Annotated in this window: 13 protein-coding genes, 1 tRNA gene, 2 rRNA genes, 1 pseudogene and 1 riboswitch; of the genes and pseudogenes, 6 read left to right on the forward strand and 11 right to left on the reverse strand. The window is 47.8% G+C overall.

The window, feature by feature from the left end; translation table 11 throughout:
• The first annotated feature begins 184 nt into the window (after positions 1-184).
• The 4 genes from rrf (B5D35_RS00785) to metA all read left to right on the forward strand — a co-directional run bounded on the left by rrf (B5D35_RS00785) (position 185) and on the right by metA (position 1742).
• Positions 185-300 (forward strand): 5S ribosomal RNA (gene rrf, locus B5D35_RS00785).
• 98 nt (positions 301-398) lie between these two features.
• Positions 399-474: transfer RNA gene (locus B5D35_RS00790), tRNA-Thr, on the forward strand.
• Positions 475-489: 15 nt separating this feature from the next.
• Positions 490-605 (forward strand): 5S ribosomal RNA (rrf, locus tag B5D35_RS00795).
• 189 nt (positions 606-794) lie between these two features.
• The gene (gene metA / locus B5D35_RS00800) at positions 795-1742 is read left to right on the forward strand and encodes a homoserine O-acetyltransferase MetA (RefSeq protein WP_078750730.1); all 948 of its coding nucleotides are present in this window, start codon (positions 795-797) and stop codon (positions 1740-1742) included.
• Positions 1743-1790: 48 nt separating this feature from the next.
• Here metA and B5D35_RS00805 read toward each other — a convergent pair whose 3' ends face one another.
• On the reverse strand, positions 1791-3125 hold the full coding sequence (locus B5D35_RS00805) for a cation:proton antiporter (protein ID WP_078750731.1): 1335 nt from the start codon (positions 3123-3125) through the stop codon (positions 1791-1793).
• Between the two features lie 191 nt (positions 3126-3316).
• Here B5D35_RS00805 and metH point away from each other — a divergent pair, with 191 nt between their 5' ends.
• Positions 3317-6991 (forward strand): methionine synthase, encoded by a 3675-nt coding sequence (gene metH / locus B5D35_RS00810; protein WP_425291050.1) that lies wholly within the window; start codon positions 3317-3319, stop codon positions 6989-6991.
• Positions 6992-7038: 47 nt separating this feature from the next.
• Here metH and B5D35_RS00815 read toward each other — a convergent pair whose 3' ends face one another.
• Together B5D35_RS00815 and lysC are read right to left on the reverse strand one after the other, a co-directional pair.
• Positions 7039-11325, reverse strand: a complete 4287-nt coding sequence (locus B5D35_RS00815; protein WP_170915107.1) for an Ig-like domain-containing protein — start codon at positions 11323-11325, stop codon at positions 7039-7041.
• A 595-nt stretch (positions 11326-11920) separates the two neighbouring features.
• Positions 11921-13276: a lysine-sensitive aspartokinase 3 gene (gene lysC, locus B5D35_RS00820; RefSeq protein ID WP_078750734.1), complete on the reverse strand. Its 1356-nt coding sequence runs from the start codon at positions 13274-13276 to the stop codon at positions 11921-11923.
• 94 nt (positions 13277-13370) lie between these two features.
• A riboswitch (Lysine riboswitch) is annotated at positions 13371-13546 on the reverse strand.
• Between the two features lie 214 nt (positions 13547-13760).
• Here lysC and B5D35_RS00825 point away from each other — a divergent pair.
• Positions 13761-14879, forward strand: coding sequence for a pyridoxal-phosphate-dependent aminotransferase family protein (locus B5D35_RS00825; protein WP_078750735.1), 1119 nt, complete (start codon positions 13761-13763; stop codon positions 14877-14879).
• Positions 14880-14932: 53 nt separating this feature from the next.
• Here B5D35_RS00825 and B5D35_RS00830 read toward each other — a convergent pair whose 3' ends face one another.
• The 8 genes and pseudogenes from B5D35_RS00830 to B5D35_RS24685 all read right to left on the reverse strand — a co-directional run bounded on the left by B5D35_RS00830 (position 14933) and on the right by B5D35_RS24685 (position 25875).
• Positions 14933-16591 carry a Wzy polymerase domain-containing protein gene (locus tag B5D35_RS00830; protein WP_078750736.1) on the reverse strand — a complete coding sequence of 553 codons (1659 nt, stop codon included), beginning with the start codon at positions 16589-16591 and terminating at the stop codon, positions 14933-14935.
• A gap of 37 nt (positions 16592-16628) precedes the next feature.
• A complete protein-coding gene (gene uvrA / locus B5D35_RS00835; RefSeq protein WP_078750737.1) occupies positions 16629-19463 on the reverse strand; it encodes an excinuclease ABC subunit UvrA in 2835 nt (944 codons plus the stop codon).
• 156 nt (positions 19464-19619) lie between these two features.
• Entirely contained in the window at positions 19620-20486 is an 867-nt protein-coding gene (galU, locus tag B5D35_RS00840) for a UTP--glucose-1-phosphate uridylyltransferase GalU (protein ID WP_078750738.1), read from the reverse strand.
• 173 nt (positions 20487-20659) lie between these two features.
• Positions 20660-21961, reverse strand: a complete 1302-nt coding sequence (locus B5D35_RS00845) for an oligosaccharide flippase family protein (RefSeq protein WP_078750869.1) — start codon at positions 21959-21961, stop codon at positions 20660-20662.
• Between the two features lie 8 nt (positions 21962-21969).
• Positions 21970-23691 (reverse strand): SLC13 family permease, encoded by a 1722-nt coding sequence (locus tag B5D35_RS00850; RefSeq protein WP_078750739.1) that lies wholly within the window; start codon positions 23689-23691, stop codon positions 21970-21972.
• A gap of 3 nt (positions 23692-23694) precedes the next feature.
• Positions 23695-24743 (reverse strand): annotated as a pseudogene (locus tag B5D35_RS00855) (glycosyltransferase family 4 protein).
• Positions 24743-25555: a putative capsular polysaccharide synthesis family protein gene (locus B5D35_RS00860; protein ID WP_078750740.1), complete on the reverse strand. Its 813-nt coding sequence runs from the start codon at positions 25553-25555 to the stop codon at positions 24743-24745. Before B5D35_RS00860 ends, B5D35_RS00855 begins: the two are co-directional and overlap by 1 nt.
• The gene (locus B5D35_RS24685) at positions 25552-25875 is read right to left on the reverse strand and encodes a hypothetical protein (protein WP_244556467.1); all 324 of its coding nucleotides are present in this window, start codon (positions 25873-25875) and stop codon (positions 25552-25554) included. The genes B5D35_RS00860 and B5D35_RS24685 overlap by 4 nt, the downstream gene beginning before the upstream one ends.
• Positions 25876-25877: the final 2 nt, after the last annotated feature.

Consider the following 25877-nt stretch of genomic DNA (forward strand, 5'->3'; position numbering starts at 1 on the left):
AGGTCAGGTGTGTAAGCGCTGCGAGGCGTTGAGCTAACTGATACTAATTGCCCGTGAGGCTTAACCATACAACACCCAAGGGGTTTTAGCGGACTCAAGTAAGAACATTGAATGTGTAGAGACACTGGTCAGTAATTTCCCAGATTTTAGTTTTTCGCGATAAGCGGGGAATACAACAAATTTGCTTGGCGACCATAGCGTTATGGACCCACCTGACTCCATGCCGAACTCAGTAGTGAAACGTAACAGCGCCGATGGTAGTGTGGGGTCTCCCCATGTGAGAGTAGGACATCGCCAGGCTTCAAATTCGTTTTCGTCTTTTTAAGAAAAAGAGGAAGACAAAAAAGAAAGCATCCCTATGAAGCAGCTAGCGTAAGACTTCTAACGGATAAAAATTTGCTGATATAGCTCAGTTGGTAGAGTGCACCCTTGGTAAGGGTGAGGTCCCCAGTTCGAATCTGGGTATCAGCACCAGTTTTCAAAAATTTGTCTGGCGGCCATAGCGCAATGGCACCACCTGATCCCATGCCGAACTCAGTAGTGAAACGTTGCAGCGCCGATGGTAGTGTGGGGTCTCCCCATGCGAGAGTAGGTCACTGCCAGACACCTCTTCAAACCCGTAGCGGAAACGCTGCGGGTTTCTTCGTTTTGGCCTTTTCAACATCCTCCAATATTTTATCTGTGGATCATCAAGACACAGCTATCTCATATTTGGGCTTGAACACGGTTTATCCTTGGTATAGTGTTATTGGAATTCTAGACGTCTATACATCTTAAAAAGGGAGCCATTTAAGATGCCTATTAAAATTCCTGATCAGTTACCCGCCGCCGCTACATTGCGTCAGGAAAACATCTTCGTCATGTCAGCTTCTCGTGCGGAAAGCCAAAATATTCGTCCGCTGAGAGTACTGCTGCTTAACCTGATGCCAAAGAAAATTGAAACGGAAACGCAATTCATGCGCTTGTTATCTAACAGTCCGTTGCAAGTTGATGTCGAGCTTCTGCGCATTGATGACAGACCAACCCGTAATACACCTACAGAACACTTAGATACTTTCTATAGACAGTTTCAGGCAATTAGAGAGCGTAACTTCGATGGATTGATCGTTACAGGTGCACCATTGGGACTGGTTCAGTTTGAAGATGTGATCTACTGGGAGCACTTAAAAGACATCATGAACTGGGCGAAAGAGCATGTAACCTCAACGCTATATGTTTGTTGGGCAGCGCAGGCAGGTTTGAAGCTATTGTATGATCTACCTAAAAAGACACGTAAAGAAAAGCTGTCAGGGGTTTATCATCACCGCACGAATAAAGACCATAGTCATAACCCTATATTAAGGGGTTTCGATGACACCTTCTTGGCTCCACACTCCCGTTACGCAGACTTTTCTCCAGCGTACCTCGCAGAGCATACCGACCTCGATATTCTTGCAACGTCTGAAAAAGCAGGAACATATTTAGCTGCGACTAAGGATATGCGAAATGTGTTTGTTACGGGGCATCCCGAATATGACTCGCACACACTGCATAATGAATATGTGCGTGATGTAGGTGAGGGAATGGAGCCAGTCGTTCCGTCAAATTACTATCCGGATGACGATCCAACACAAGAACCTTATGTTAGTTGGCGTAGCCATGGGCATCTTCTTTTTCTGAATTGGTTAAACTATTGCGTGTACCAGCAAACACCTTACGATCTCGACCATTTTGCCGAGTCGGCGTTTACCAAAGACGAATAATAAAAAAGCCAGCGAAAGCTGGCTTTTTTGGATGTATGCGTTTGTTGGCTAATTACTTTGTGGCTCTGAGTTAGTCTTATCGTTAGTCGTAACCTGAGAATCCAATGTCATGTCTCTTTCCGCAACCTTGGCTTTTTCTATCATCTTCGTGATAGTCGACCCCTGAATAAGAATGGAGAACACGACGACCGCGTAAGTCATGACCAGGATGATCTCTCTGACATCAATGTTTTTTTCCGGAAGAACCATGTAACCCGCAGGTACTGCCATTGCCATTGCGATTGCGAGGCCTCCACGTAGTCCACCCCATGTTAGGATTTTCACCGAGTATGGGTTGTAGTGACGGTAACGATTAAAGCCAATGTAGCAAAGTCGGACGCTGAGGTAACGGCCTGCGAGCACTAGCGGTATCGCAAATGCCATCATGATCCAATCTTCTTTGTGGAAGGTGAAGGTCAGCATACTGAGGCCAATCAGCAGGAACAAAATGCCATTGAGGAATTCATCTACAAGCTCCCAAAAGTGGTCTAAGTGCTCCTCACTTTCTGGTGAGAAGCCAATATAACGCGTCCAGTTGCCAATCATTATGCCTGCAACCACCATCGCCAGCGGCCCAGACACACCGATGAGACTAGCAAATACATAACCTGCAGTCGGTATGCCGAGAGTTAGCAATAACTCCATTGAGTGGTCATCGGTATGACAAATGAGGTAGTGGAAAAGGAGGCCCAGAAAGAAACCGTAAATGATGCCGCCAATGGCTTCATGCAAGAACAACTCTGCTACGCCTAGAACTGTCGGGGTTTCACCGCTAAATGCGACGGTGAATAAGGTCATAAAGATAACCAGACCAAAACCATCATTAAATAATGACTCTCCTTCTATTTGCGTCGAAATACGCTTCGGTGCATTTAGCTTTTTGACGATAGCAAGAACAGCAATCGGGTCGGTTGGAGAAATCAATGCGCCAAACAACAGGCAGTAAATAAAGGCGAAAGAAATCCCAATAAGCTGGAAGAATAGCCAAGCGGCACCGCCGATAAAGAAGGTTGAGACCAAGGTCGCACCCATTGCCAGAACAGTGATCTCCCATTTCTGATCTTTCAAGTTAGGTAATTTAATCCCTAAACCGCCAGCGAATAAAAGAAAGCCCAAAACACCCTTCAAAAGGAAATCATCAAAGTGGATTTCGTTGAGTGTATTGGCTGCAAAACCTTTTAAATCAAACCAATCATTGTGGCCCGAAATTACGATACCGAGAGAGAGGATCAATGCCCCTGCGGTAATCGCAATGGTAGTTTGCATTTGCCCGATTTTGCTATTGATAAAAGCGATCAGCATGGCTGCTGCTGCGAGAAAACAAAGCGTTGTATAGACGGTCATGAAAGACCCCGTTGTGATCTGAGAACGTACGAAAAGTGTAAAAGAATATAAATCTATGTATTGCAGAAAACCACATCAAAACTCGGATATTTATGCAAATTAAATAACAGCGACAAAGATTGGACGTCTAGATTTCCATTTGGTGTGTGATACTATGGAAAAAGCATGCAATACAAGAAGGATCTGTGGCTGTGAGTAGTAAGGAAACACTAAAAAAATTATTAGCTGAGCGTATCCTGATCATCGATGGTGGTATGGGTACCATGATCCAGGGGTACAAGCTCGAAGAGCACGACTACCGAGGTGAACATTTTGCCAACTGGCACAGCGACTTGAAAGGAAACAATGACCTTTTAGTGCTCAGTCAGCCGCAGCTAATCAAAGATATCCACGCTGAGTATTTAGAGGCGGGTGCGGACATCCTTGAAACCAACACCTTTAATGCCACTACTATCGCGATGGCCGACTACGATATGGAAAGCCTGAGCGAAGAGATCAATGTAGAGGCTGCGCGACTCGCCCGAGAAGTCGCCGATGAGTGGACGGCAAAGAATCCGGATAAACCACGTTTCGTCGCTGGTGTGCTTGGTCCAACAAACCGCACGTGTTCGATCTCCCCAGACGTTAACGACCCTGGCTATCGCAATGTGAGCTTTGATGAATTGGTTACCGCGTATTCTGAGTCAACGCGCGCACTGATCAAAGGTGGCTCAGATCTTATCTTGATTGAGACCATCTTCGATACGTTAAACGCCAAAGCATGTGCGTTTGCTGTCGATTCAGTTTTTGAAAAATTGGGTGTAGCACTGCCCGTGATGATCTCCGGTACGATTACCGATGCTTCCGGTCGAACGTTATCAGGTCAAACAACCGAAGCGTTTTATAACTCCTTGCGCCATGTGAACCCCATTTCTTTTGGCCTAAACTGCGCACTCGGTCCGGATGAATTACGTCCTTATGTCGAAGAGTTGTCTCGCATCTCAGAAACGTTTATTTCAGCGCACCCTAACGCGGGTCTACCGAATGCCTTCGGGGAGTATGACTTATCCCCAGAAGAGATGGCCGAGCATGTGAAAGAATGGGCTGAAAGTGGCTTCCTTAATTTAATCGGGGGTTGCTGTGGAACGACGCCAGAGCATATTCGCCATATGTATGAGGCCACCCAATCGGTGAAACCTCGTGCGTTACCCGAGATTAAAGCCGCTTGTCGGTTGTCCGGTTTAGAGCCACTGACGATTGAAAAAGACACCTTGTTTGTAAACGTGGGTGAGCGGACTAACGTCACAGGCTCTGCACGATTTAAGCGCCTCATCAAAGAAGAGCTGTACGACGAAGCGTTGGATGTCGCGCGCCAGCAAGTAGAAAACGGTGCGCAGATCATTGATATCAACATGGATGAAGGCATGCTTGATGCGGAAGCATGTATGGTGCGCTTCCTCAATCTCTGTGCGTCTGAGCCAGAAATCTCCAAAGTGCCTATTATGGTCGACTCGTCGAAATGGGAAGTCATCGAGGCGGGCTTGAAGTGTATTCAGGGCAAAGGGATAGTGAACTCCATTTCGCTTAAAGAAGGCAAAGAGAAATTTGTCGAACAGGCGAAACTCATCCGTCGTTATGGTGCCGCAGTGATCGTGATGGCGTTTGACGAAGTGGGTCAGGCAGACACTCGCGAGCGTAAAACGGAAATCTGTACAAAAGCCTATCGTGTCCTCGTTGATGAAGTCGGCTTCCCGCCTGAAGACATCATCTTTGACCCGAACATTTTTGCTGTTGCGACGGGTATTGATGAGCACAACAACTATGCGGTCGACTTTATTGAAGCGGTCGCAGACATCAAACGCGATCTTCCCTATGCGATGATTTCTGGTGGGGTATCAAACGTATCCTTCTCTTTCCGAGGTAACAACTACGTTCGCGAAGCCATTCATGCCGTGTTCCTGTATCACTGTTTCAAAAACGGCATGGACATGGGTATCGTCAATGCCGGACAGTTAGAAGTTTACGACAATGTTCCCGATAAACTGCGTGAAGCGGTGGAAGATGTCGTCCTCAATCGACGAGACGATGCAACTGAGCGACTTCTGGATATTGCTGATGAATATCGCGAGAACGCGGTAGGCAAGGAAGAAGATGCCTCTGCGCTGGAATGGCGTACTTGGCCAGTTGAAAAACGCCTTGAACATGCTTTGGTCAAAGGGATCACAGAGTTCATAGTAGAAGATACCGAACAAGCTCGCGTGAATGCGTCAAAGCCTCTTGAGGTCATCGAAGGCCCTTTGATGGATGGTATGAACGTCGTTGGTGATTTGTTTGGTGAAGGGAAAATGTTCCTTCCTCAAGTGGTGAAATCAGCGCGTGTGATGAAGCAAGCTGTGGCCCACCTTGAGCCTTATATTAATAAGGAAAAACAAGCCGGCAGCTCAAACGGAAAAATCCTGCTCGCGACGGTAAAAGGCGACGTACATGACATTGGCAAAAACATCGTGGGTGTTGTGCTGCAATGTAATAATTACGAAATCATCGATCTCGGTGTTATGGTGCCGTGTGACAAGATTTTGAAAGTCGCCAAAGAAGAAAACGTCGACATCATTGGTCTTTCCGGACTTATCACGCCGTCATTGGATGAGATGGTGCATGTGGCAAAAGAGATGGAGCGTCTTGGCTTCGAATTGCCCTTGTTAATTGGTGGTGCAACGACGTCAAAAGCGCACACCGCGGTGAAGATTGAGCAGAACTACAGTCAGCCGGTAGTTTATGTGAACAACGCATCACGTGCAGTCGGTGTGTGTTCTTCTTTGCTGTCTGAGAAACTTAAACCAGCATTCGTTGAGAAGCTTCAGGCGGATTATGATGTGGTGCGTGAGCAACATGCACGCAAACGTCCACGAACTAAGCCCGTTTCGTTGGACGTTGCTAGAGCGAATAAAGTCGCGATTGATTGGAACAGTTATACACCACCAGTCCCCGCAAAGCCGGGTGTGCATGTGTTTAGCGATTTTGATGTGGCGACAATTCGCCACTACATCGATTGGACACCGTTCTTTATGACCTGGTCGTTAGTCGGCAAGTACCCCACCATTTTTGATCACGAAGAAGTGGGTGAGGAAGCCAAACGCCTGTTCAAAGATGCGAATGACTTGCTCGATCGTGTCGAGAAAGAAGGGCTGATGAAAGCCAGTGGTATGTGCGCGTTGTTCCCTGCCGCAAGCGTAGGTGACGACATCGAAGTGTATACCGATGAGTCGCGTACTGAGGTCGCGAAGGTATTGCATAACTTGCGTCAACAAACGGAGAAGCCAAAAGGCTTTAACTATTGTCTGTCTGACTACATTGCACCGAAAGAAAGTGGCAAGCAGGACTGGATTGGTGCGTTTGCGGTAACGGGCGGTATTGGAGAGCGTGAGCTTGCGGATGATTATAAAGCCAAGGGTGACGACTACAACGCTATCATGATCCAAGCCGTTGCCGATCGCTTGGCTGAAGCGTTTGCTGAATACCTACACGAACGAGTTCGTAAAGAAATCTGGGGTTACTCAGCGGATGAAAGCCTATCAAATAGCGATTTGATTCGCGAGAAATACCAAGGTATTCGTCCAGCGCCTGGCTATCCGGCCTGTCCTGAACACACGGAAAAAGGAAGTTTGTGGGAGCTTCTGAATGTGGAAGAAGCCATTGGTATGTCACTGACATCCAGCTATGCAATGTGGCCAGGAGCGTCAGTGTCCGGTTGGTATTTCTCCCATCCCGACTCGCGTTACTTTGCTGTGGCACAGATCCAAGAAGATCAGCGTGACAGCTATGCCGATCGCAAAGGATGGGATGTGATCGAAGCAGAGAAATGGCTGGGACCCAATCTCAACGGGTAGTCGTTGAATGAAGGTAGAAGTCAGGCGGTATTGGCCTGACTTTTTTCTTATGGAGGCGGTGAAATACAGGCAACATAAAGTGCGGTGCTGGCAGGAACTGATGTCACGCTATCAAATACTGACAAATTTAGGGTTGAGAAACGTGTTGAGGATGTTTGTGAAGATGTCCAGTACCGTTGCCCATCAGGCCATCCGTAACTCAAAATAAAGTTAAAAAAGAGACCATTAAAATACTTTAATTGTAAGATAGTCGGGCGTGTCCAGTTGGCTTGACCCGCAAAACGGATAGAAGATAAATGTTGGCACCACCGGTCGGCCTGCCCGTTCTTCCCTATCGATGAGCCATTGGTTTGATCGAAAAGTCCAAACGTTCCTGTCGGTCCTATTAGGTGGCTCTCATTATAGGTACTTGAGTAAGACATTCCCCCTCCTGCAGACCCATCTTGTTGTATAAAATTTGCATTTTGTAGCGTTGTTAAACTGGGTGAAGACGTAAACCAGTTTCCCCTGTGATCCGTGGTGACTTTCAGGCAAAAACCAGACGCGTTGCTGCTGGTGGTGTCGTTCAATTTGTTGCCACAAACGGGAATTTTGATGTTAGGTGCTGTGACGGTTATCTCAGCAGCGGTACTGGCAACGGCGCCGGAGAAGGCTGTGAGAGTTGCACCCGTGGACGTCGCAACGCCAGTGGCTAGCCCATATTGACTGACAGTCACTTTGTCTGTGTCGGAACTCTGCCACAAAACATCATCGGTAATAATTGCGGTTGAATTATCACTGTATTGCCCATTTGCAGTGAATTGTTTGGTGCCATTCAATGCAAGGGTAGCGGCGTCAGGGGTAATGGCTATGGCCGTTAACTCGGCCTCTGTAATCGCGACAGAAACTTGATTGCTGGTCGTCCCATCAAACGTTGCTGATATGCCGACATTCGCTGTGGGCTCAAGGGCTGTGACCAGCCCTGACGCAGACACGGTGACAACACTTGGGTTGTTACTCACCCAGTTGATTCCTTGTGATATTGGTAATTTTGATCCATCGCTATAGTCCGCGAACACACTCAGTTGCTGTGTTAATCCTTTGGGTAATGTCACGGATGATGGTGTCACTTCAACGTCAGTTAGTACTGCCGACGTGACAGTAAACAAAGCCGTGTTACTGGTGACACTTTCTGATGTCGCAGTAATGCCATCACTCGTGGTCTGATTGATGCCAACAACCACACCTGCAGAATTTACGGTGATGGCGTCGGTATCTTGGCTAATCCAACTAATGTTATTTGTGATGTTTGCTTTGGAACCATCACTGTATGTACCCAAAGCGCGCATTTGTTGAGAGAGCCCTTTCGCAATGGTTGCTTGCTCGGGGGTGATAATGATCGTGGTGAGAGCGGCATTTGAAATTGTCACCGACGCCTGATTACTGGTGACATTTTGAAAGGAAGCAGAAACCATGACAGTACCTGTTTCGATAGCTGTCCCCAAACCCGCCGATGTGATTGTTAGTGCATTGGGTTCGCTGATCGTCCATGTGACGGCTCCCGTCAATGTCGCACTCGTGTTGTCGCTGAAAATGCCCGTTGCAGTGAAATGAATGTTTTGGCCTTTGGCGACGCTGGGGCTGGTTGGTGTTATTTGGATCGCGGTTAGCTCCGCGCTATTCACGACAACATTGACAGTATTACTTTGAACCTTGTCGAGTGATGCTGAGATTTCAGTGCCTGTACTGAGATTAATGCCGCGAGCTAAGCCGGTTGGTGTGATAGTCACGCGTGTTGAGTCTGCACTCTTCCAGTTGACGGTATTTGTTATATCTGACGTTGTTGAATCACTGTAGATCCCCGTAGCAAACAATGACGTTGTCAGTCCTTTCGCCATGACGACATTCGCAGGGGTGATCTGTATTGCGGATAGCGTTGCCGCAAGAATTTCGATGTTCGAGGCATTGCTGGTGATATTTTGCAAAGAGGCCGTAATGGTGGTGCTTGAAGCTAGGTTGATTCCTTTGATAATACCGCCTTCGGTAACAGGCACAGAATTCAGATTGCTACTTTTCCATATAACCGCACTGGTAAGGTTCTCTGTAGTTCCGTCACTGAAAAAGCCTGTGGCAGTCAGTTGTTGACTGACTCCCTTTGAGAGGCTGATTGTCGCAGGGGTAACTTGTAACGCGACAAGTTCGGCACTGGCGACATTCACTAATGATTGATTGCTGGTAACACCTTGGTATGCCGCGGTCACTTTGGTGTCATTTGATACATTGAGCGCTTGTAGCTTTCCAGTGGGAGACACCGAAACATCGTTGAATTGACTGCTTATCCAAGTCACTTTGGTGGTCATATCGAGCGTCGTACCATCGCTGAATGTACCCATTGCCTTCATTTGTCGAGTTACCCCTTTTGGGAGGCTGACCAGTGCTGGCGTGATTTGAATGCTTTCGATTGTCGCCGGCGCAACAGAGACAAGCGCCGTGTTGCTGTTGATATTGTTCAGATTGGCGGAGACTGAAATATTATTGACGACATCAACACCTTGAACCAATCCACTGCCATTTACAGTAACCGATTCTGTGTCGCTAGATTGCCAGTTGACTGCCGAGGTAATGTCTTCCGAAGTTCCATCTGTAAAACTGCCCGTGGCGGAAAGTTGTTGCGTTAACCCTTTTGGAAGGTTCACTTGAGCGGGTGTGATTTGTATTGATGTCAACGCTGCAGCCTGCACGCTCATTTCAACGTTATTGCTGGCAATGCCATTTTGATGGGCTGTTATTGTGACGCCGTTTGACGTCTTTATTCCTTTTGCTATCCCACGGTTTGATACTGTAACGATCTCTGTATCTTCACTGAGCCAGGTGACAGAGTCAGTCATGTTCAGCTTGGTGTTATCACTGAAAATGCCAATCGCAGTGAGTTGTTGAGTGATACCTTTCGCTGCACTAAATTGGGTCGGTGTGGCTTGGAGAGATGTTAATACCGCTTCTGTCACGACAACGTTGGTATTATTGCTGGAAATATTGCCAAGCACGGCGTACAAGGCTGTGTTGCTGGTTTGATTGACGGCAGTAACTTGTCCATCACGCGCTACCGTAACAAGATTGGTATCTCCACTGTGCCACGCGACGTTTGATGTGATATTCGATGAAGACTTGTCGCTGTAAATTCCCGTTGCAGTGAGATAGCTGGTGGTGCCTTTCGCTAACTGTAATTTGGCAGGGGATAGCTGAATTGACTCAAGTTGAGCAGAGGTAACAATGATGTTTACCAGGTTGCTGTCAATACCATCAAGTGTAGCAACGAGCGATGTGCCTGAACTTGTATTGATGGCGGTGACGATACCTCCTGCATCCACGGTGACATAATCTGGGTCGACACTTTTCCACGCGACAAGAGATGTGACATTGGTTTGTGTTCCGTCACTAAACGTACCGATCGCAGTCAGCGTTTGTTGGGTGCCTTTAGGGAGAGAGACAGATGCAGGAGTCACTTGTAAGGTCTCTAGCGTTGCAGGACTGACATCGACAACCGCGGAATTACTCGATATTCCTTCTAAACTGGCAGTGACTATAATGCTGCGACCAACCGCGACAGCTCTTGCTACCCCATAGTGATTGACGGTTAGGTTGGCGGTATCTGAGCTACTCCAGCTAACACGTTCTGTCACATCAATACTTGTTTTGTCACTATAGATACCTAACGCGGTCATTTGGTTTTGATGACCCTCAACCAAACTGAATTGGTTGGGCGATATTTGTATCGAAGAGAGCGTAGATGCCGTCACCGTCATTGATACCGTATTGCTTGTCACATTGTCCAACGATGCATAGACAATCGCGTTTTGGGTTGTTTTTAATGCGTTTGCAATTCCATCTCCGTCCAGAGAAATGGCTTCGGGTACGCTGCTGGCCCAGTTTACGCTGTCGGTTAGATCCGCAAATGAATCATCGCTGTATAACCCAATAGCACGAAGCTGCAGTGCGTTCCCTTTCGCAAGGCTGACCAATGGCGGTGTGACTTGTATCGCTTTTAAGGTTGCACGGCTGATTGAAATAAGGGCGGTATTACTTGTGACGCCATCTAAGGAGCCGTGGATTTGGACGTTATCAGCTTGGCTTTTTCCAGAGACGATACCCACATTCGAGATTGAGACGTTTGCTGATGAACTTTTCCATACAACACGGCTGGATATATTGGCTGTAGTGCCATCACTGTACGTACCGATAGCATTCAGTTGAAGGGATACACCTTTCGGAATTACTGACTCTGCAGGTGTGATTTGGATTTTTATCAAACGCGCATTCGTTCCAATGACCGTTAAGGCAGGCTGTAATATCGGCAATGGCCGGATCGCCTTTAAAAGTCGCGACACCATCGGCGGAAATAATCACACTATCGGGAACACTGCTAGCCCACTTAACAATGCCAGTAACATTTTTTGTGCTTCCGTCAGGGTAAGTTGCGGATGCAACGAATGATTGGGTGTTCCCAGGTGCAAGTTGTAGCTTAGAAGAGCCTTTGGTATTGAGCGGTCCTGGTGAAATTTGAAGAGATATTGCATTGTCAGTGGGGCATGTTACTTGAAGCTTTTCGTTCCCATTATCACAGCCCAGCAACACGGACAAACTCACGATAATTACAATGATAAATTGGGACACAATGTGAAACGTGGAAGAGGAAGATATGACTCTCATAGTGTACCCGTATTTGCATCGTCGCTAAGTCTGACTAGCTTTGTCGGCGGCATTTTTCGCTAGGGGTAAGCCTATGTGTCACGAGGTCTGATTAGTGTGTTAAATATAATAAATAGATGGATAAACTCGAGGCATAGGGAATGTGGAAATCAAATGACAATGATGGTCGAAGGGGAGGTTGCAGCCAAAAAGAGGGATGTCTATTTTTTGGCTGCGAATACGGTTCTATCGCTTTAAACTTAACTAGATAGCTTCAAATAACTCCTTGTGAAGGGCTTTAACCACGTCTTTAGATTCGTTTGTGTTAGTGAGAAAACACAGGTTGTGGTTACTTGCACCATAACAAATCATTCGAAGATTAAAGTCTTCCAGCGCACCAAAGATCTTCGCTGCCGACCCGCGAGATTCCCCCATATGGTTACCAATCAGGGCCACTAAACACATATCCTGTTCGATAGTGACACGGCAAAGTTTCGACAACGCCTTCTCAGCCGCGTCAGGCAGCGTCGGCGCTCCTCCTTTGGTGTTGGTTTGATCTAAGGTCAACGACACACTGACTTCAGATGTCGTAATGAGATCAACGGAGACTTTGTGTTTCGCAAGAATGTTAAACACCTCCGCCAAAAAACCGTAAGCATGGAACATGTTCAGACTGGTCAGGGTCACCATGGTCTGGTTACAACGCAGTGCGAGTGCACGAAATAACGGTGAATATTCGGCTTCACGGCGGATCCAAGTTCCCCCTTGCTTGGGCGCCTTTGATGACCCGACAAATACTGGAATATCTTGGCGCATGGCAGGTATCAGTGTTGCGGGGTGTAAAATCTTGGCACCAAAATTTGCCATTTCAGACGCTTCACTGAAACTAATTTCGTCAATGGGCTTTGCTGCAGGCGCGACACGAGGATCGGTGCTGTAGATACCCGGAACGTCTGTCCAAATCTCAAGCGTTGTCGCCTGTACGGCTTCTGCCAACAGTGCGGCACTGTAGTCGCTGCCGCCACGTCCCAGTGTTGTGGTATTGCCGTTCAAATCAGAGCCAATGAAACCTTGTGTGACCACGACTTTTTCGTCGCAAAGCGGACGCAAAATTGTTTGTGCATGGTGTGAGGTCTCTACCAAATCTGGGGTCGCTTTCCCATGAACGTCATCCGTCTTGAGGATATCTCGTACATCAACGCGCACAGCATCAATGCCTTGTGTATTTAGCAGGTGCGTGAAAATATGGGTAGACATCAGTTCGCCACAGGCGACGAGACTGTCGGTGATTTTATCCGATGGTGAGGTATCTGCTGCGGCCGCAAAAGTAGATACGTCGACAAGAATTTGATTTACAGCGGCAGCGACAGACGGTTTTTCCGGCAGTTGTTCCAGAATGCTGAAGTGAATGTCAGCCAATTGCGTCAATATGGCTTTTTGTCGGTCAAGAGCAACATTACCCTTTGCCAACTCCACCAATAGATTTGTTACTCCAGAACAGGCACTGATAACCACAATACGTGTATCCGGGTTTCCTTTAATTACCGATGTGCAGTTCGTCATGGCTGCGTAATCGGCGACACTTGTACCACCAAATTTAGCGACAGTTAATGCGTTCACTTCCCTTTGCCTCCCATAATCGCGAATGGAATTATCCTTAAAATGTGAATGATTGCGCAGAAGAGGTAGGTGAGTCGGTCGGAAGAAAGGCCATTTCTCCAGAAGCACTCCATCTCAATTGAGATGACAGTCCGAAGGATTCAACCTTCCAGACCGACATATCAGCCCCCAAGGCTGGATATTGTCTCGGCGTCTTACCCCCTGATCAGACTGCATTGGAGTTGGGGCTCCGCAATCCGACTACCTGGTAGACGCGCCTCTTCTGTGACTGCGCAGTAAAGACACTGCGCAAAATTTGCCCTCTATTGATAAATGTTTGTAACTGCATTGTCAATTATGCGACGCATCAAATTTCATCATTTTTACAGCGCAGTTCTCAAAAGAAGCTTGATAGGGATAGTGTTTCTCATGCCTGATGGTTTTCGATTGGCCAGTGAGGGTGTTAGGGTAGCGGTTAATATTGAAAGCATATGGAGTGCTGACCATGACGATTTCACGTTTTATTCCGCCGCGCCGAACCTTAATGGGACCGGGACCTTCTGATGTATCGCCGAGAGTATTGCAAGCACTGTCTCAGCCAACGATCGGGCACCTTGACCCTTTGTTTGTCGGCATGATGGATGAACTCAAATCGCTGCTTCAATATGCATTCCAAACCGAAAACGCGTTTACCATTGCCGTGTCAGCCCCTGGCAGTGCAGGCATGGAAACCTGCTTTGTTAACTTGATAGAGCCGGGGGATACCGTGATTGTTTGCCGTAACGGCGTGTTTGGTGACCGCATGCGTGAAAATGTTGAGCGTTGTGGCGCCAAGGCCGTGATGGTGGATGATGAATGGGGTAAACCGGTCGATCCTGCGAAGGTAGAGCAAGCGTTGGTCGCTAACCCTGATGCGTCAATCGTGGCTTTTGTGCACGCTGAAACCTCAACGGGGGCATTGTCGGATGCGAAAACATTGTCTGAGTTGGCAAGAAAGCATGGCTGTTTGACCATTGTTGATGCAGTAACATCATTGGGTGGCGTACCACTGCTGGTGGATGAATGGCAGTTAGATGTCGTGTACTCTGGCAGTCAAAAATGCCTCTCCTGTGTGCCGGGTCTATCGCCGGTAACTTTTTCTCCTAAAGCCGTAGAAAAGATGCAAAAGCGCACGAGTAAAGTTCAAAGCTGGTTCTTGGATCAAAGCTTGGTGCTGGCGTATTGGAGCGGTGAAGGCAAGCGCAGTTACCATCACACGGCACCGGTAAACAGCCTTTATGCGCTGCATGAGTCGCTACTGATGCTAAAAGAAGAAGGGCTAGAAAACGCCTGGCGGCGTCACAGTGATATGCATGATCTACTGAAAGCAGAACTTGAAGTGCTCGGCATCCATTTCTTGGTAGATGCAGAGCACCGATTACCACAACTCAATGCAGTTTCGGTGCCAGAGGGTGTGGATGATGCGGCAGTACGCACCCGATTGCTGAATGATTATAACCTAGAGATCGGGGCTGGATTAGGCGCATTGGCTGGCAAAGCATGGCGCATCGGTTTGATGGGGTATGCGGCAAGGCGTGAAAACGTGGCATTGTGCGCCAAGGCGTTAAAAGACGTGCTGAGTTAAAAACACCCTTTTATGCTAAACAAGACCCAGACATTGTCTGGGTCTTGTCGTTTTTATTCGATGATTTCTGGCTGGAATACATGATGAGGAAACAGCTTATTCGCCTCATCTTTGATTTGTTTCGCGATTTCCATGTCGTTCGTCAGAATAGCCATATCAATTAAGCGTTGGTATCCAGAAACAGAGGGAGCCGCAGAGATTTTCATTGTCAGACGCGAGAGATAATGCCGTTGTGCGAGATTGTCGTTCTGTTCAATACTCGTCATAAATGCATTCGTTGCCACTATGTCTTCAAAGTGCGCAGTCCACCAAGGATGAATTTGGTATTGAGTTAACTTATATGCGCTGAGTTCGTGGGAGCGAGAAGCTTGTTCGCCTAGGTATACCGAACTAACGACCGTTATTGTACTGAGCGTTAACAAGGTCGCGGCCAGTGCATTTATCGCCACAGATGGACGCGTAACGTGGCGTGAATACCGAGCGGTTAAGTTATCCACCCAGTAGAACAGAACGATAAACAAAACCGGTAAGATGGGATTCGTCTGTGCAAACGCTGTTGTAGCGATGCCGAGCAATACAGGTAACAGTATGGCAAACAACATCAAACGGGTGCCATTAGGCGCATCCAATAGCCGTCTGACTATCATCACGAAAACCAGCCCCAAGGATAGCCAAATGGCAATGCCACCTTCCGCTACCATCGTAGTTAGCCAGCTTGGCGATAATACATAAGGGATTAAGCTGTGCGGGGTATCGAGACCATGTAGGAGCAACGAGGTTTGACTCTGCCCTAATCCTAATCCTTGAAATTGTGCCGAAGCGAGTAACGTGAAAACGTGGCTTAGTAGTGCTGTCTCAGACTCCGCAAACAAGGGGGAGAATAACGCAGCATGTGGCAAGGAACCGAGGACGCCAGAGATCAAAAATCCGAACAGTATTGCGAAGTTCCAAATTCCGTGATGAAGGCGGGGGCAAAATTTAAACAAAAATGGCTGTGTTAAGACGACAACCACTAAAGCAATGGTAATCAGCCAAGGTTGTTTCAAAGCCATGAGCGCAATGATGGTGACGATTGGTGTTGCGAATAGCAGAAAGTGCAGCGGAACGAGATTACGCTTATAGGCTTTGGTTCTTGCCAGTAAATAGGCTGACAGTGCGAGTGACGTCAGCAAAGTGACACTGATTGTATCTTTGTCCAGCCAAGCTGGGTGTGTGTACACCTGCTTTAAATCCAGTAAAGACAGTACGCTGGGCACCGCGAAAGGAAATGCAACGATCCATCCTGCTAGCAAGGGTAACCACAATAAATACTGCCGTTGTACATGGTTAAAACTGAATTGCTGCAATGTGCTGAACAAGGCGAATGCCAATACGATATTGGTGATATTCCATACGGCTACGGAAGGGACCGCATGAGTATAAAACGATGGCAATGCTCCCAGCACACTGGCAATGGCCAGCCAGAAAGTGACGTTCGTGGTGCTAAAACGTTTTTGCCGGGCTATCTCAAATAAGCCAAAGCAGATGATGGTAATAACCAACAAAAACGTCAATGCAACGGATGGGTGCCGGATACCATCAACGCTCAGGGGCACTTGATTGAGCGGAAGACACAATAAAAACAGTGCGGCGATGGCAAACAGCACTGGCTTTAGTAATGGTTTACTGGCCACTTTTGATGGCCAGTGGAGGTGAAAACGCGTTGTTTGCATGCTGAGATTCATTCGATAACGTGGTGTCGATATCGGCCTATGATGCCTTTTGCTTTAGTAAAGGTTTAAGGAATCTTGCGGTGTGCGAACCTTCGACGTTCGCGACGTCTTCAGGTGTCCCTTGCGCGATGATCATGCCGCCGCCATTACCGCCTTCTGGTCCTAAATCCACAATCCAGTCAGCCGTTTTTATCACATCCAGATTGTGTTCAATCACGACAATAGTATTGCCATGGTCACGTAGGCGATGGAGCACTGTCAGCAATTGCTGAATATCGTGGAAATGAAGGCCCGTCGTCGGTTCATCCAAGATATAAAGCGTCTTACCCGTATCTCGTTTTGACAGTTCTCGCGCGAGTTTCACGCGTTGCGCTTCGCCACCTGAGAGTGTGGTCGCCGCCTGACCTAATCGAATATAGGATAAACCAACATCCATTAGGGTTTGTAGTTTTCTGGCAATGGCGGGAACTGCGTCAAAGAAATCACGTGCATCTTCAACCGTCATTTCCAACACTTCGTCGATGGTTTTGCCTTTGTAACGGATCTCCAGTGTTTCGCGGTTGTAGCGCTTACCTTTACACGCGTCACATGGCACATACACATCAGGTAAGAAGTGCATCTCAACCTTGATCATGCCATCCCCCTGGCAAGCTTCACAGCGTCCACCTTTGACGTTGAAGCTGAATCTGCCCACTTTGTAACCGCGAGAGCGCGCTTCTTGTGTGCCTGCAAACAGCTCACGGATTGGGGTGAAAATACCGGTATAGGTTGCTGGATTTGAACGTGGTGTACGGCCTATTGGGCTCTGATCGATATCGATAACTTTGTCGAAATGTTCGATGCCATCAATGTCTTTATAGGGTGCAGGTTCACCTGTTGTCGCACCATTTAATCGGTGGTGCGCGATTTTAAAGAAAGTATCATTGATCAAGGTAGACTTGCCCGAACCCGATACCCCTGTTACACAGGTAAACAAACCGACAGGCAAGGTCAGGTCAACATTCTGTAGGTTGTTGCCGCTGGCTCCTTTTAGTTTCACCACACGCTTTTTGTCGTAAGGAAGGCGTTTGGTGGGAACTTCAATGGCTTTTTTACCACTCAGGTACTGACCCGTCAGCGAGTTCTCATTGTTAATGATGTCATCATAGGTGCCTTCGGCAACGACGTAGCCGCCGTGGACACCAGCTCCCGGGCCAATGTCGATGATATGGTCCGCAGCTCGGATAGCATCTTCATCATGCTCAACGACCAGAACCGTGTTGCCAAGATTACGCAGGTGTTCAAGTGTGGTAAGCAGACGTTCATTGTCGCGCTGGTGGAGGCCGATAGATGGCTCATCCAGCACGTACATCACGCCAACCAGCCCCGCACCAATTTGACTCGCCAAGCGAATACGCTGCGCTTCACCGCCAGAGAGCGTATCGGCACTGCGAGACAAATTAAGGTAATTAAGACCGACATTAACCAAGAAATTAAGACGGTCGTGAATTTCTTTTAGGACTTTATCGGCAATCTGCGCACGTTGCCCTTCGAGAGCCAGACCCGCAAAAAATGACAAGGCTTCATGAATGCTCATTTCACAGATAGCAGGCAGGTTGGTCTTGCCGATGAAAACGTGACGCGCTTCTTCACGAAGACGAGAGCCACCACAGCTGGCACACGGCTTATTCGCAATGTACTTGGATAACTCTTCTCGCACCGCCATAGACTCAGTATCACGATAGCGGCGATTGAGGTTGTTTAATATGCCTTCAAACGGATGTTTACGAACCGTGATATCACCGCGGTCATTGACGTATTTGAACGCAATCTCCGTCGTGCCAGAGCCGCTTAAGACCACATTCTGAATCTTTGCCGACAAATCTTGCCACGGTGTTTCAATGTCAAAGTTGTAGTGCTCTGCCAACGAAGTGAGCATTTGGAAATAATAGAAATTTCGACGATCCCAGCCACGAATTGCCCCTCCAGCTAAGCTGACTGCTTCGTTCTGTACGACGCGGTTTTCATCGAAATATTGTTGTACACCTAGGCCGTCACAAGTCGGGCATGCCCCCGCTGGATTGTTAAACGAGAACAAGCGAGGTTCTAACTCTTGCATGCTGTAACCGCAATGCGGGCACGCAAAACTCGCGGAGAAAATCAAATCGTCATCGTCACCATCCATATAACTGACGACTGCGGTGCCACCGGTTAATTCAATGGTCGTTTCGAAAGATTCAGCGAGGCGTTGCTGCAGGTCGTCTCGGACTTTGAAACGATCGACGACGACTTCAATGGTATGTTTTTTATGAAGTTCCAGTTTTGGCGGATCAGAAAGATCGCACACTTCACCATCAATACGTGCACGGATAAAACCGTGCGCCACCAAGTTTTCAATGGTTTTAACGTGCTCACCCTTACGCTCTTTCACGATAGGAGCGAGCAGCATCAGCTTGGTGCCTTCTTCTAACTCTAAGACTTTGTCCACCATTTGGCTGACGGTTTGAGCCTGTAGTGTCACATCGTGTGTAGGGCAGCGAGGATCACCAACACGTGCGTAAAGCAGACGCAGGTAATCATAGACTTCCGTGATGGTACCAACCGTTGAGCGCGGGTTATGTGAGGTAGACTTTTGTTCAATTGAAATCGCCGGTGACAGACCATCGATATGGTCGACATCGGGCTTTTCCATCAGTGACAAGAACTGACGGGCATAGGCAGACAGCGACTCTACATAGCGGCGTTGCCCTTCTGCATAGAGTGTATCGAACGCGAGTGAAGACTTGCCAGACCCAGAAAGGCCGGTGATCACAATCAGCTTATCGCGCGGGATCGTCAGGTTTATATTTTTTAGGTTATGGGTGCGCGCCCCTCTGACGTCAATCGTATCCATGTCTACCTTGCCTGCTAGTCAGAAATGCATCTGAGAATGATTGGAGAGTGAAGTATCACATATTATGGCGGAATGAAAAAGAAGAAAGCTGTATAAATATACAGCTTTCTTGGTTTTGCAATGTGACAGATTTTACGGCGTATTACGAATTTTCGATTAGCCGAATTTCACTGTTTTCTGAGGCTTGTTTGGCGCATCAGATTTCAGGTAAATGTTCTGATAGCAGTAGTTGGTTGCTTCAATGAAGCCTTCAACGCTACCACAGTCAAAACGTTCACCTTTGAATTTATAAGCAAGAACACAGCCACTCTGTGCTTGTTGCAGCAGGGCATCAGTGATTTGAATTTCCCCGTTCTTACCTGGCTCGGTTTTTTCAAGAATCTCGAAAATATCAGGTGTCAGGATATAACGGCCAATGATGGCCAGATTGCTCGGTGCAGTACCTGGCTCAGGCTTTTCAACCATGTTGTCAACGCGGAACAGGTCGTCCTTAATCTCCTGACCAGAAATCACACCGTACTTGTGAGTTTCATCTTCTGGCACTTCTTCAACGGCAACAATTGAACAACGGAACTGTTTGTATAGCGCGACCATTTGCGACAGTACGCCGTCGTTTTTGTTCACACATAAGTCATCCGCGAGTACAACGGCAAACGCCTCGTCACCCACCAGTTCACGGCCGGTCAGTATCGCGTGACCCAAGCCTTTCATTTCTTTCTGGCGAATGTAGGTGAATGATGCCGCATCGATCGTGGCGCGGATGTCTTCTAGCAGTTCTTCCTTGTTAGTACCGCTGATTTGATGTTCCAATTCGTAGTTTTTATCGAAGTGATCCATCAAGGTGTTCTTACCACGGCCAGTAACAATGCACATGCCGTTAATGCCCGCTTCCAATGCTTCGTCAACACCGTACTCAATAAGCGGTTTGTTCACGATTGGCATCATTTCCTTCGGCATAGACTTGGTGGCAGGTAGGAATCGCGTACCGTAGCCCGCTGCAGGGAATAAACACTTCTTAATCATCAGGTATCCTTAACTATTACATCCAACTAACTGGAATGGGTGTAAAAAACCTTAGGCAAGCGCATGATATCATTATCTGTTTACTTTTTGTCTAATTATCTCAGTACCCACACATCAGACCTTTGTCCGACATAAGGCAACAGGGATCAATGAGCTGCCTTGCTTTTTTAATATTATCCCACAGGAATAAAGCCAAGTCGCCGTTTGACGGCATAAAGGGCCAGCAGGTTCTGCGTTGATACACCAACTGTTACTGCAATTGCTGCGCCCATCGTCCCCATGTGGACCGTCAGTAGATAGAGCAGTGTCAGGGTAAAGATTCCCGAAAACACCGTGATGTTTCGCATGTCCTGCTCATGACCGTACATGGTCAATAAAAAACCGACTGATCCTGTGGTGACGTTGACCCCTTGACCAATCGCGAGAACTATTAGGAGAGAACTGGCTTGTGCAAACTGTTCGCCAAACAGTGACATGATGACGTCAGGCCAAATCAGTATCACACCCAGAACCGGTAGCGAAATCATGGCCATCAATCGGGTAGAAAATTGAGCAAGCGTCTTCAGTTGCTCGATTTGTCCCGAATGGTAAAGGGCTGAAAACCGAGGCGCAGCGACAAAATTGACCACCATCAGCATAAAGCTAATAAGCAACGATGTGCGCTGTGCTGCTGAGAATAGCGCCACATCGTCTGACGTGCTGAACACCCCAACCACGACGATGGATGCCCAAGGCAGAGCTTGGCCAGTCGCTGAAATAAGCCATAAGCTGGGGAGTGATTGCCAAAGTGCTGGCATGGCTCGGTTTCTGATATCGAATTTATGTCCAGGCATGCGAAGCCACAGCCATAGCCCGATAAGGACGGTTATCGCCGATACCACGAGATAGATACGTGCCGCGGTATCGGCCGTTGCCACATCCTTGGGCAACATCAATAAAACAGGCAGTGCGAGCACGGTGACACCCAATTGCATTGAACATACGGCAGCAATGACTTTACGGGCAGCTTGTAAGGCATAACCGTTTAATAAATACAGGGTGATAAAGGGAATTGTGATGGCAAAACACTGCAACACAGGGGTGAAGTCGGGCTTGTTGAATACAGACTGTGCTAGCCAAGGGGTGATGCAGTAAACCAACAACCCTACCGCGAAGGAGGCCGGCACAGTGGCAAGGTAGGCGTTGGAATAAACTTGATTAGTTGTTGAAATATCAGCGTACGCGCGGCCGATAAAGCGCAGCAGGGCATTGTCCATTCCTAGTAGACAAAGGGTGCCAAGCATGGTTGTTAATCCTAACCCCAGAAAGAAGTAACCGGACTCGGTGGGGCCAAGGATTCTGGCGACGACAATACTGAGAAGAAAGGCAGCACAGGCTGATAAAACACGGAAAATACCCGCAAGTCCTGTATGAAACAAAAGCTGTTTACGCTCAGGCGATAATTGTTGATAGCGGTTGATTAGCGGCGAAATCACGAGACGGCCTACCAAGGAAACATAATGGGCACCAAGACGATAACGCCTAGCCCATAGCAAAGAGATAAAGGTAGCCCTGCTTTTAAATAATCAAGAGGCTTGTAGCGTCCTGCAGAGTACACCATGAGATTGGTTTGATAGCCAAACGGTGACAGAAAGCTCGCGCTGGCAGCAAATGCTACCGTCATAATAAAGGGCAAGGGATTGGCATCAAACTGGTTGGCAATTGCAAGGCCGATTGGAAAGGAGATGGCGGCGGCAGCATTGTTGGTAATGAGCTCGGTCATCAACCAAGTAGCAAGATACAAAATCATCATAGCCTCTAGTGGGCTGCTATTTTGCCCTACGTCCAAAATACGTTCGGCTATGTTGTCAGCAAGGCCCGTCAGGCTGATGGCCTGAGCCAGCCCTAACGCAGAGCCTACCACCAGTACCAGCTCAAAGGGAAAGCGTCGGCGAAGTTCATGGATCGACGTCAATTTTGTGGCGATAGCTACAGCCAGTAAAACAATGAGACCTTTATATAACGGCAGTACATTCGTCAGGCTGGCAGCCAACGCAGCTAACGCACCAAAGCAAAATAAGAAAGACTTTGAACGATCTAGGGATGCCGAATGTTCCCGATTTCCCACGACCACGAAATTTTGGCTGACATTGCTATGGGAGAAAAAATCATCGCCTACGGCCAGAATTAACAAATCGCCACCACGAAGTCGAATTTGTCCCAAGCCCCCATGTATTCGATGATCACCGCGCTTTATTGCAACGACAGCTGCACCGAATTGGGTTCTGAAATTGAGCGACTTAATCGTCTTTCCTGACACCATGGCATGAGGTGTCACGACCACATCGACAAGATTGCTGTCTCGTGTGTGCGTGTGTTCAGTAAAGAGAGAAAGCCCTGCAAAGTTGGCGAGCAATGTCGTGGCATTGATGTCTCCAGAGAAAACAAGCGTATCGCCACCTTCTACTGGCTCAGAGGGTGATACCGGAGAAATTACCCTGTGATGTCGGATAATTTCCACCAAAAAAAGTCGCTCTAAATGCCTCAGGCCGATGGCTTCGATAGTTTGCCCTATAAGCGGAGAATCAACAGCGACTTGCGCTTCCAGAAAGTAGTTTTCGGCGTCTGTTTGTGTGCCTTCTTTCCGTCCCGGAAGGACGCGAAGTGAAATCAATACAATGATCGCCAGCCCCATCAAAAATAATGGCACTCCCACAAGGCTGAAATCGAAGAACCCCAGCTCTGGCAGGCCAGCGCTTAGGGTGAAGCCGTTGACCAGTAGGTTCGTTGATGTCCCGATTAGCGTCATGGTGCCACCCAAAATGGCGGCATAAGACAACGGGATGAGCAATTTACTGGAAGTGTGCGGGCTGCTCGCCAAGCGTTGCATCAAGGTCGACACGACGGCTGTGTTATTGATGAGAGCGGATAAGAGTCCGGCAGATAACGTGGTTTTTAGGGTGACACTATGAAGGTTTCCTTTTGTGCACCAAGTACCTAGCTGTGCAACCAAGGTTGTTCGTTCCAGCACCACTGACACCAAGACCAAAAGCACTAAAACGATGAGTGCGGGATTGACGAAATTGGAAAAAAGCTGCTCGGCGGGGACGATGTCCAGCAACAGTAGCGCAATAAAAACAGTGCCAAACACCAACGCAGGCCTAAGTTCTGTGAATAACAGCGTTACTAGCAGAAACAAGATCAGTAGTCCTACAACCCACGTCATACACTAGCTGCCGTAAATCATAATAAGTGCAGTGCGTTGTTTCTCCGCGCTGAAGGTGTCATTGATAGCTTCTAAAGCCTGTTGATAATCGGGATGATTGGGACGACGACAAAAGTTCACGATTTGTTTCGCCATAGCCTCGGGCGTGCTGACCATGAAGGGGTAACGCATGTTTTGAGTCGCACCGATGATGCGTAAACCATCGGAATGTTCAGTTTAGCAGCCTCCAATAGCGTAAGCGGCATCCCTTCCCACGCGGCGGTGTGCAGGTACAAATCGGCATCGTTGAGACGTTGCATCAATTGGGTGTGGGGGATCATGCCGGAGACCTCAATGCCTGCGTCCAAAAGTTTTTTTTCCATTTCGGGGGGGCCGCCTCCAAGCCAATGCAGCGTGATGTTTCTCCCTTCCGGATACAGCTTGAGGTTGATCAGAGTATTCAGTAAAAAATCGGGGTCTTTTTGCGGGGAAATACGACCAACCACCACCACGGAATATGGGCCATTGCCATTTTGTTTTGGGGCGATACCCGAGGCGAAAGATATCGAGTCGATCTCAGCGTAGTTGTTAAGGTGGTACGCTTTTTTGGCACCTAATTCTTGCGCTAATTCGCACTCCCTGTTGCTGCATCCAGCGACAATATCAATGCGCGATAACCCAATGGTTTCAAGCCTCATGTAGATTCGCTGCATGAAAGGAGAAATGTCGCGTCGTTCGAAGGCATAGCAGTGTGGGGTATAGACAATTTTTGCGTTTCCCCTTGGTAGATACCGCCCAAGAAAGCCAGCAAAGCTTGAATGCAAATGGATAATGTCAGGTTGAGTTTGTAGTACGACTTTTCTCGCGTGGATGAAAAAAGAGAGCAAACTCCCTTCAACCGTTTGTACTTCACTGAATAGTTCTTCAAAAGCCAAGTCAATGTCATCGTTTGGGCGTTTTCGCGCGAGCAAAAGGTGACGAATGGGGTCTTCAGCTGTTGAGCGAACGTAGCTGCAAAGGGCGGTTTGAATGCCTCCGCCGAATGCTTCGGTGATATGGAGTACGGTTCTCATCACTGTCCCCATTTATTCTTAAATGCATTTCTCTCATATTCACTGTAGATGGCTTGATACAATGGCGCATCGTACAAATGAAACAATTTTTCAAAAGGATAGGTGCGTTTGAACTGGTGGTAGAGTTCGGAATACCATTTGTTCGTCGAATCATTGCTGGTGGTCAGGACGAAATCAGGCGCTGACAGGAAAGAAGACAAAGCGTCAGCAGAGTCATTAATTGCTTCACACTTCATTAAGAGCACATCTCGGCCTCCCTCCGTCATTGTCCAGTAAGGGCGAGAGGGATCGTGAACATGCTGAAAAATATCGATATTAAATTGACGTTTTAACTCTCTGTCGAACCAATCTGTGAAGTAATCCAGTTTGATTTGACTATCAAAAGCCTGAAAGAGGTGCGCCAGTGTTTTATCAATATCGCCGTGAATGGCCTCATTTTTCTTCCCGGCGACAAACTGAATGTGCACGTCCTGAAAAAAGCGAGAGACCACGGTTGCGACAGGATCCCTAACCAAGGAGATGATCTTGAGCGTCTCTCTTTTTTGAAGAATGCGCCGTCGATGGGCCAGTGCCAGTTTATAGCCCGTCCTGACATGCCAATCGAAAAAACAGGCAACGTCTTTAGTATTGCGGTACATCTGGAATTCTTCGTTGTCGTCAAAAGTGTGGATGTGCCAGCTTGGGATGTGCGCCTGCTCCAGCGACGCTTCAATGGAGGACGAGCCGACTTTTCCCATTTGGTAGACCAACACAAAACACGGATCTTTCAATCGTTGGTCGAAGGCTTTTTGTCGGGAAAGACTCGCTATCATGATTTCTCCTTGGTGTGATGACGATGCACGGAAACAGACGTTCTGATGAAGGCGGCTTTTTGAGGAACCGGAGACAAGGTTTCGACGCGGGTATTAACGAAAAATGGCAACAGGAACATCAGCATTATGGTGCTGTTCACTGCGACAAACAGCACCATAGCGAGAATGTAAACGGACAATAAAAAGGCCACGGGGTTTTGGAACCTTTGTTGGTAAAGCCGTCGTGTACCCAGCAAAAAACCGCCAATAAGGATTAACAAACCAACGGTGCCATACTCAATACCCACGTCTAGCACAAAGTTATGGGTGTAAATTGCCAAGT

The organism is Enterovibrio nigricans DSM 22720 (assembly GCF_900167155.1).
Taxonomy (GTDB): Bacteria; Pseudomonadota; Gammaproteobacteria; order Enterobacterales; family Vibrionaceae; genus Enterovibrio; species Enterovibrio nigricans.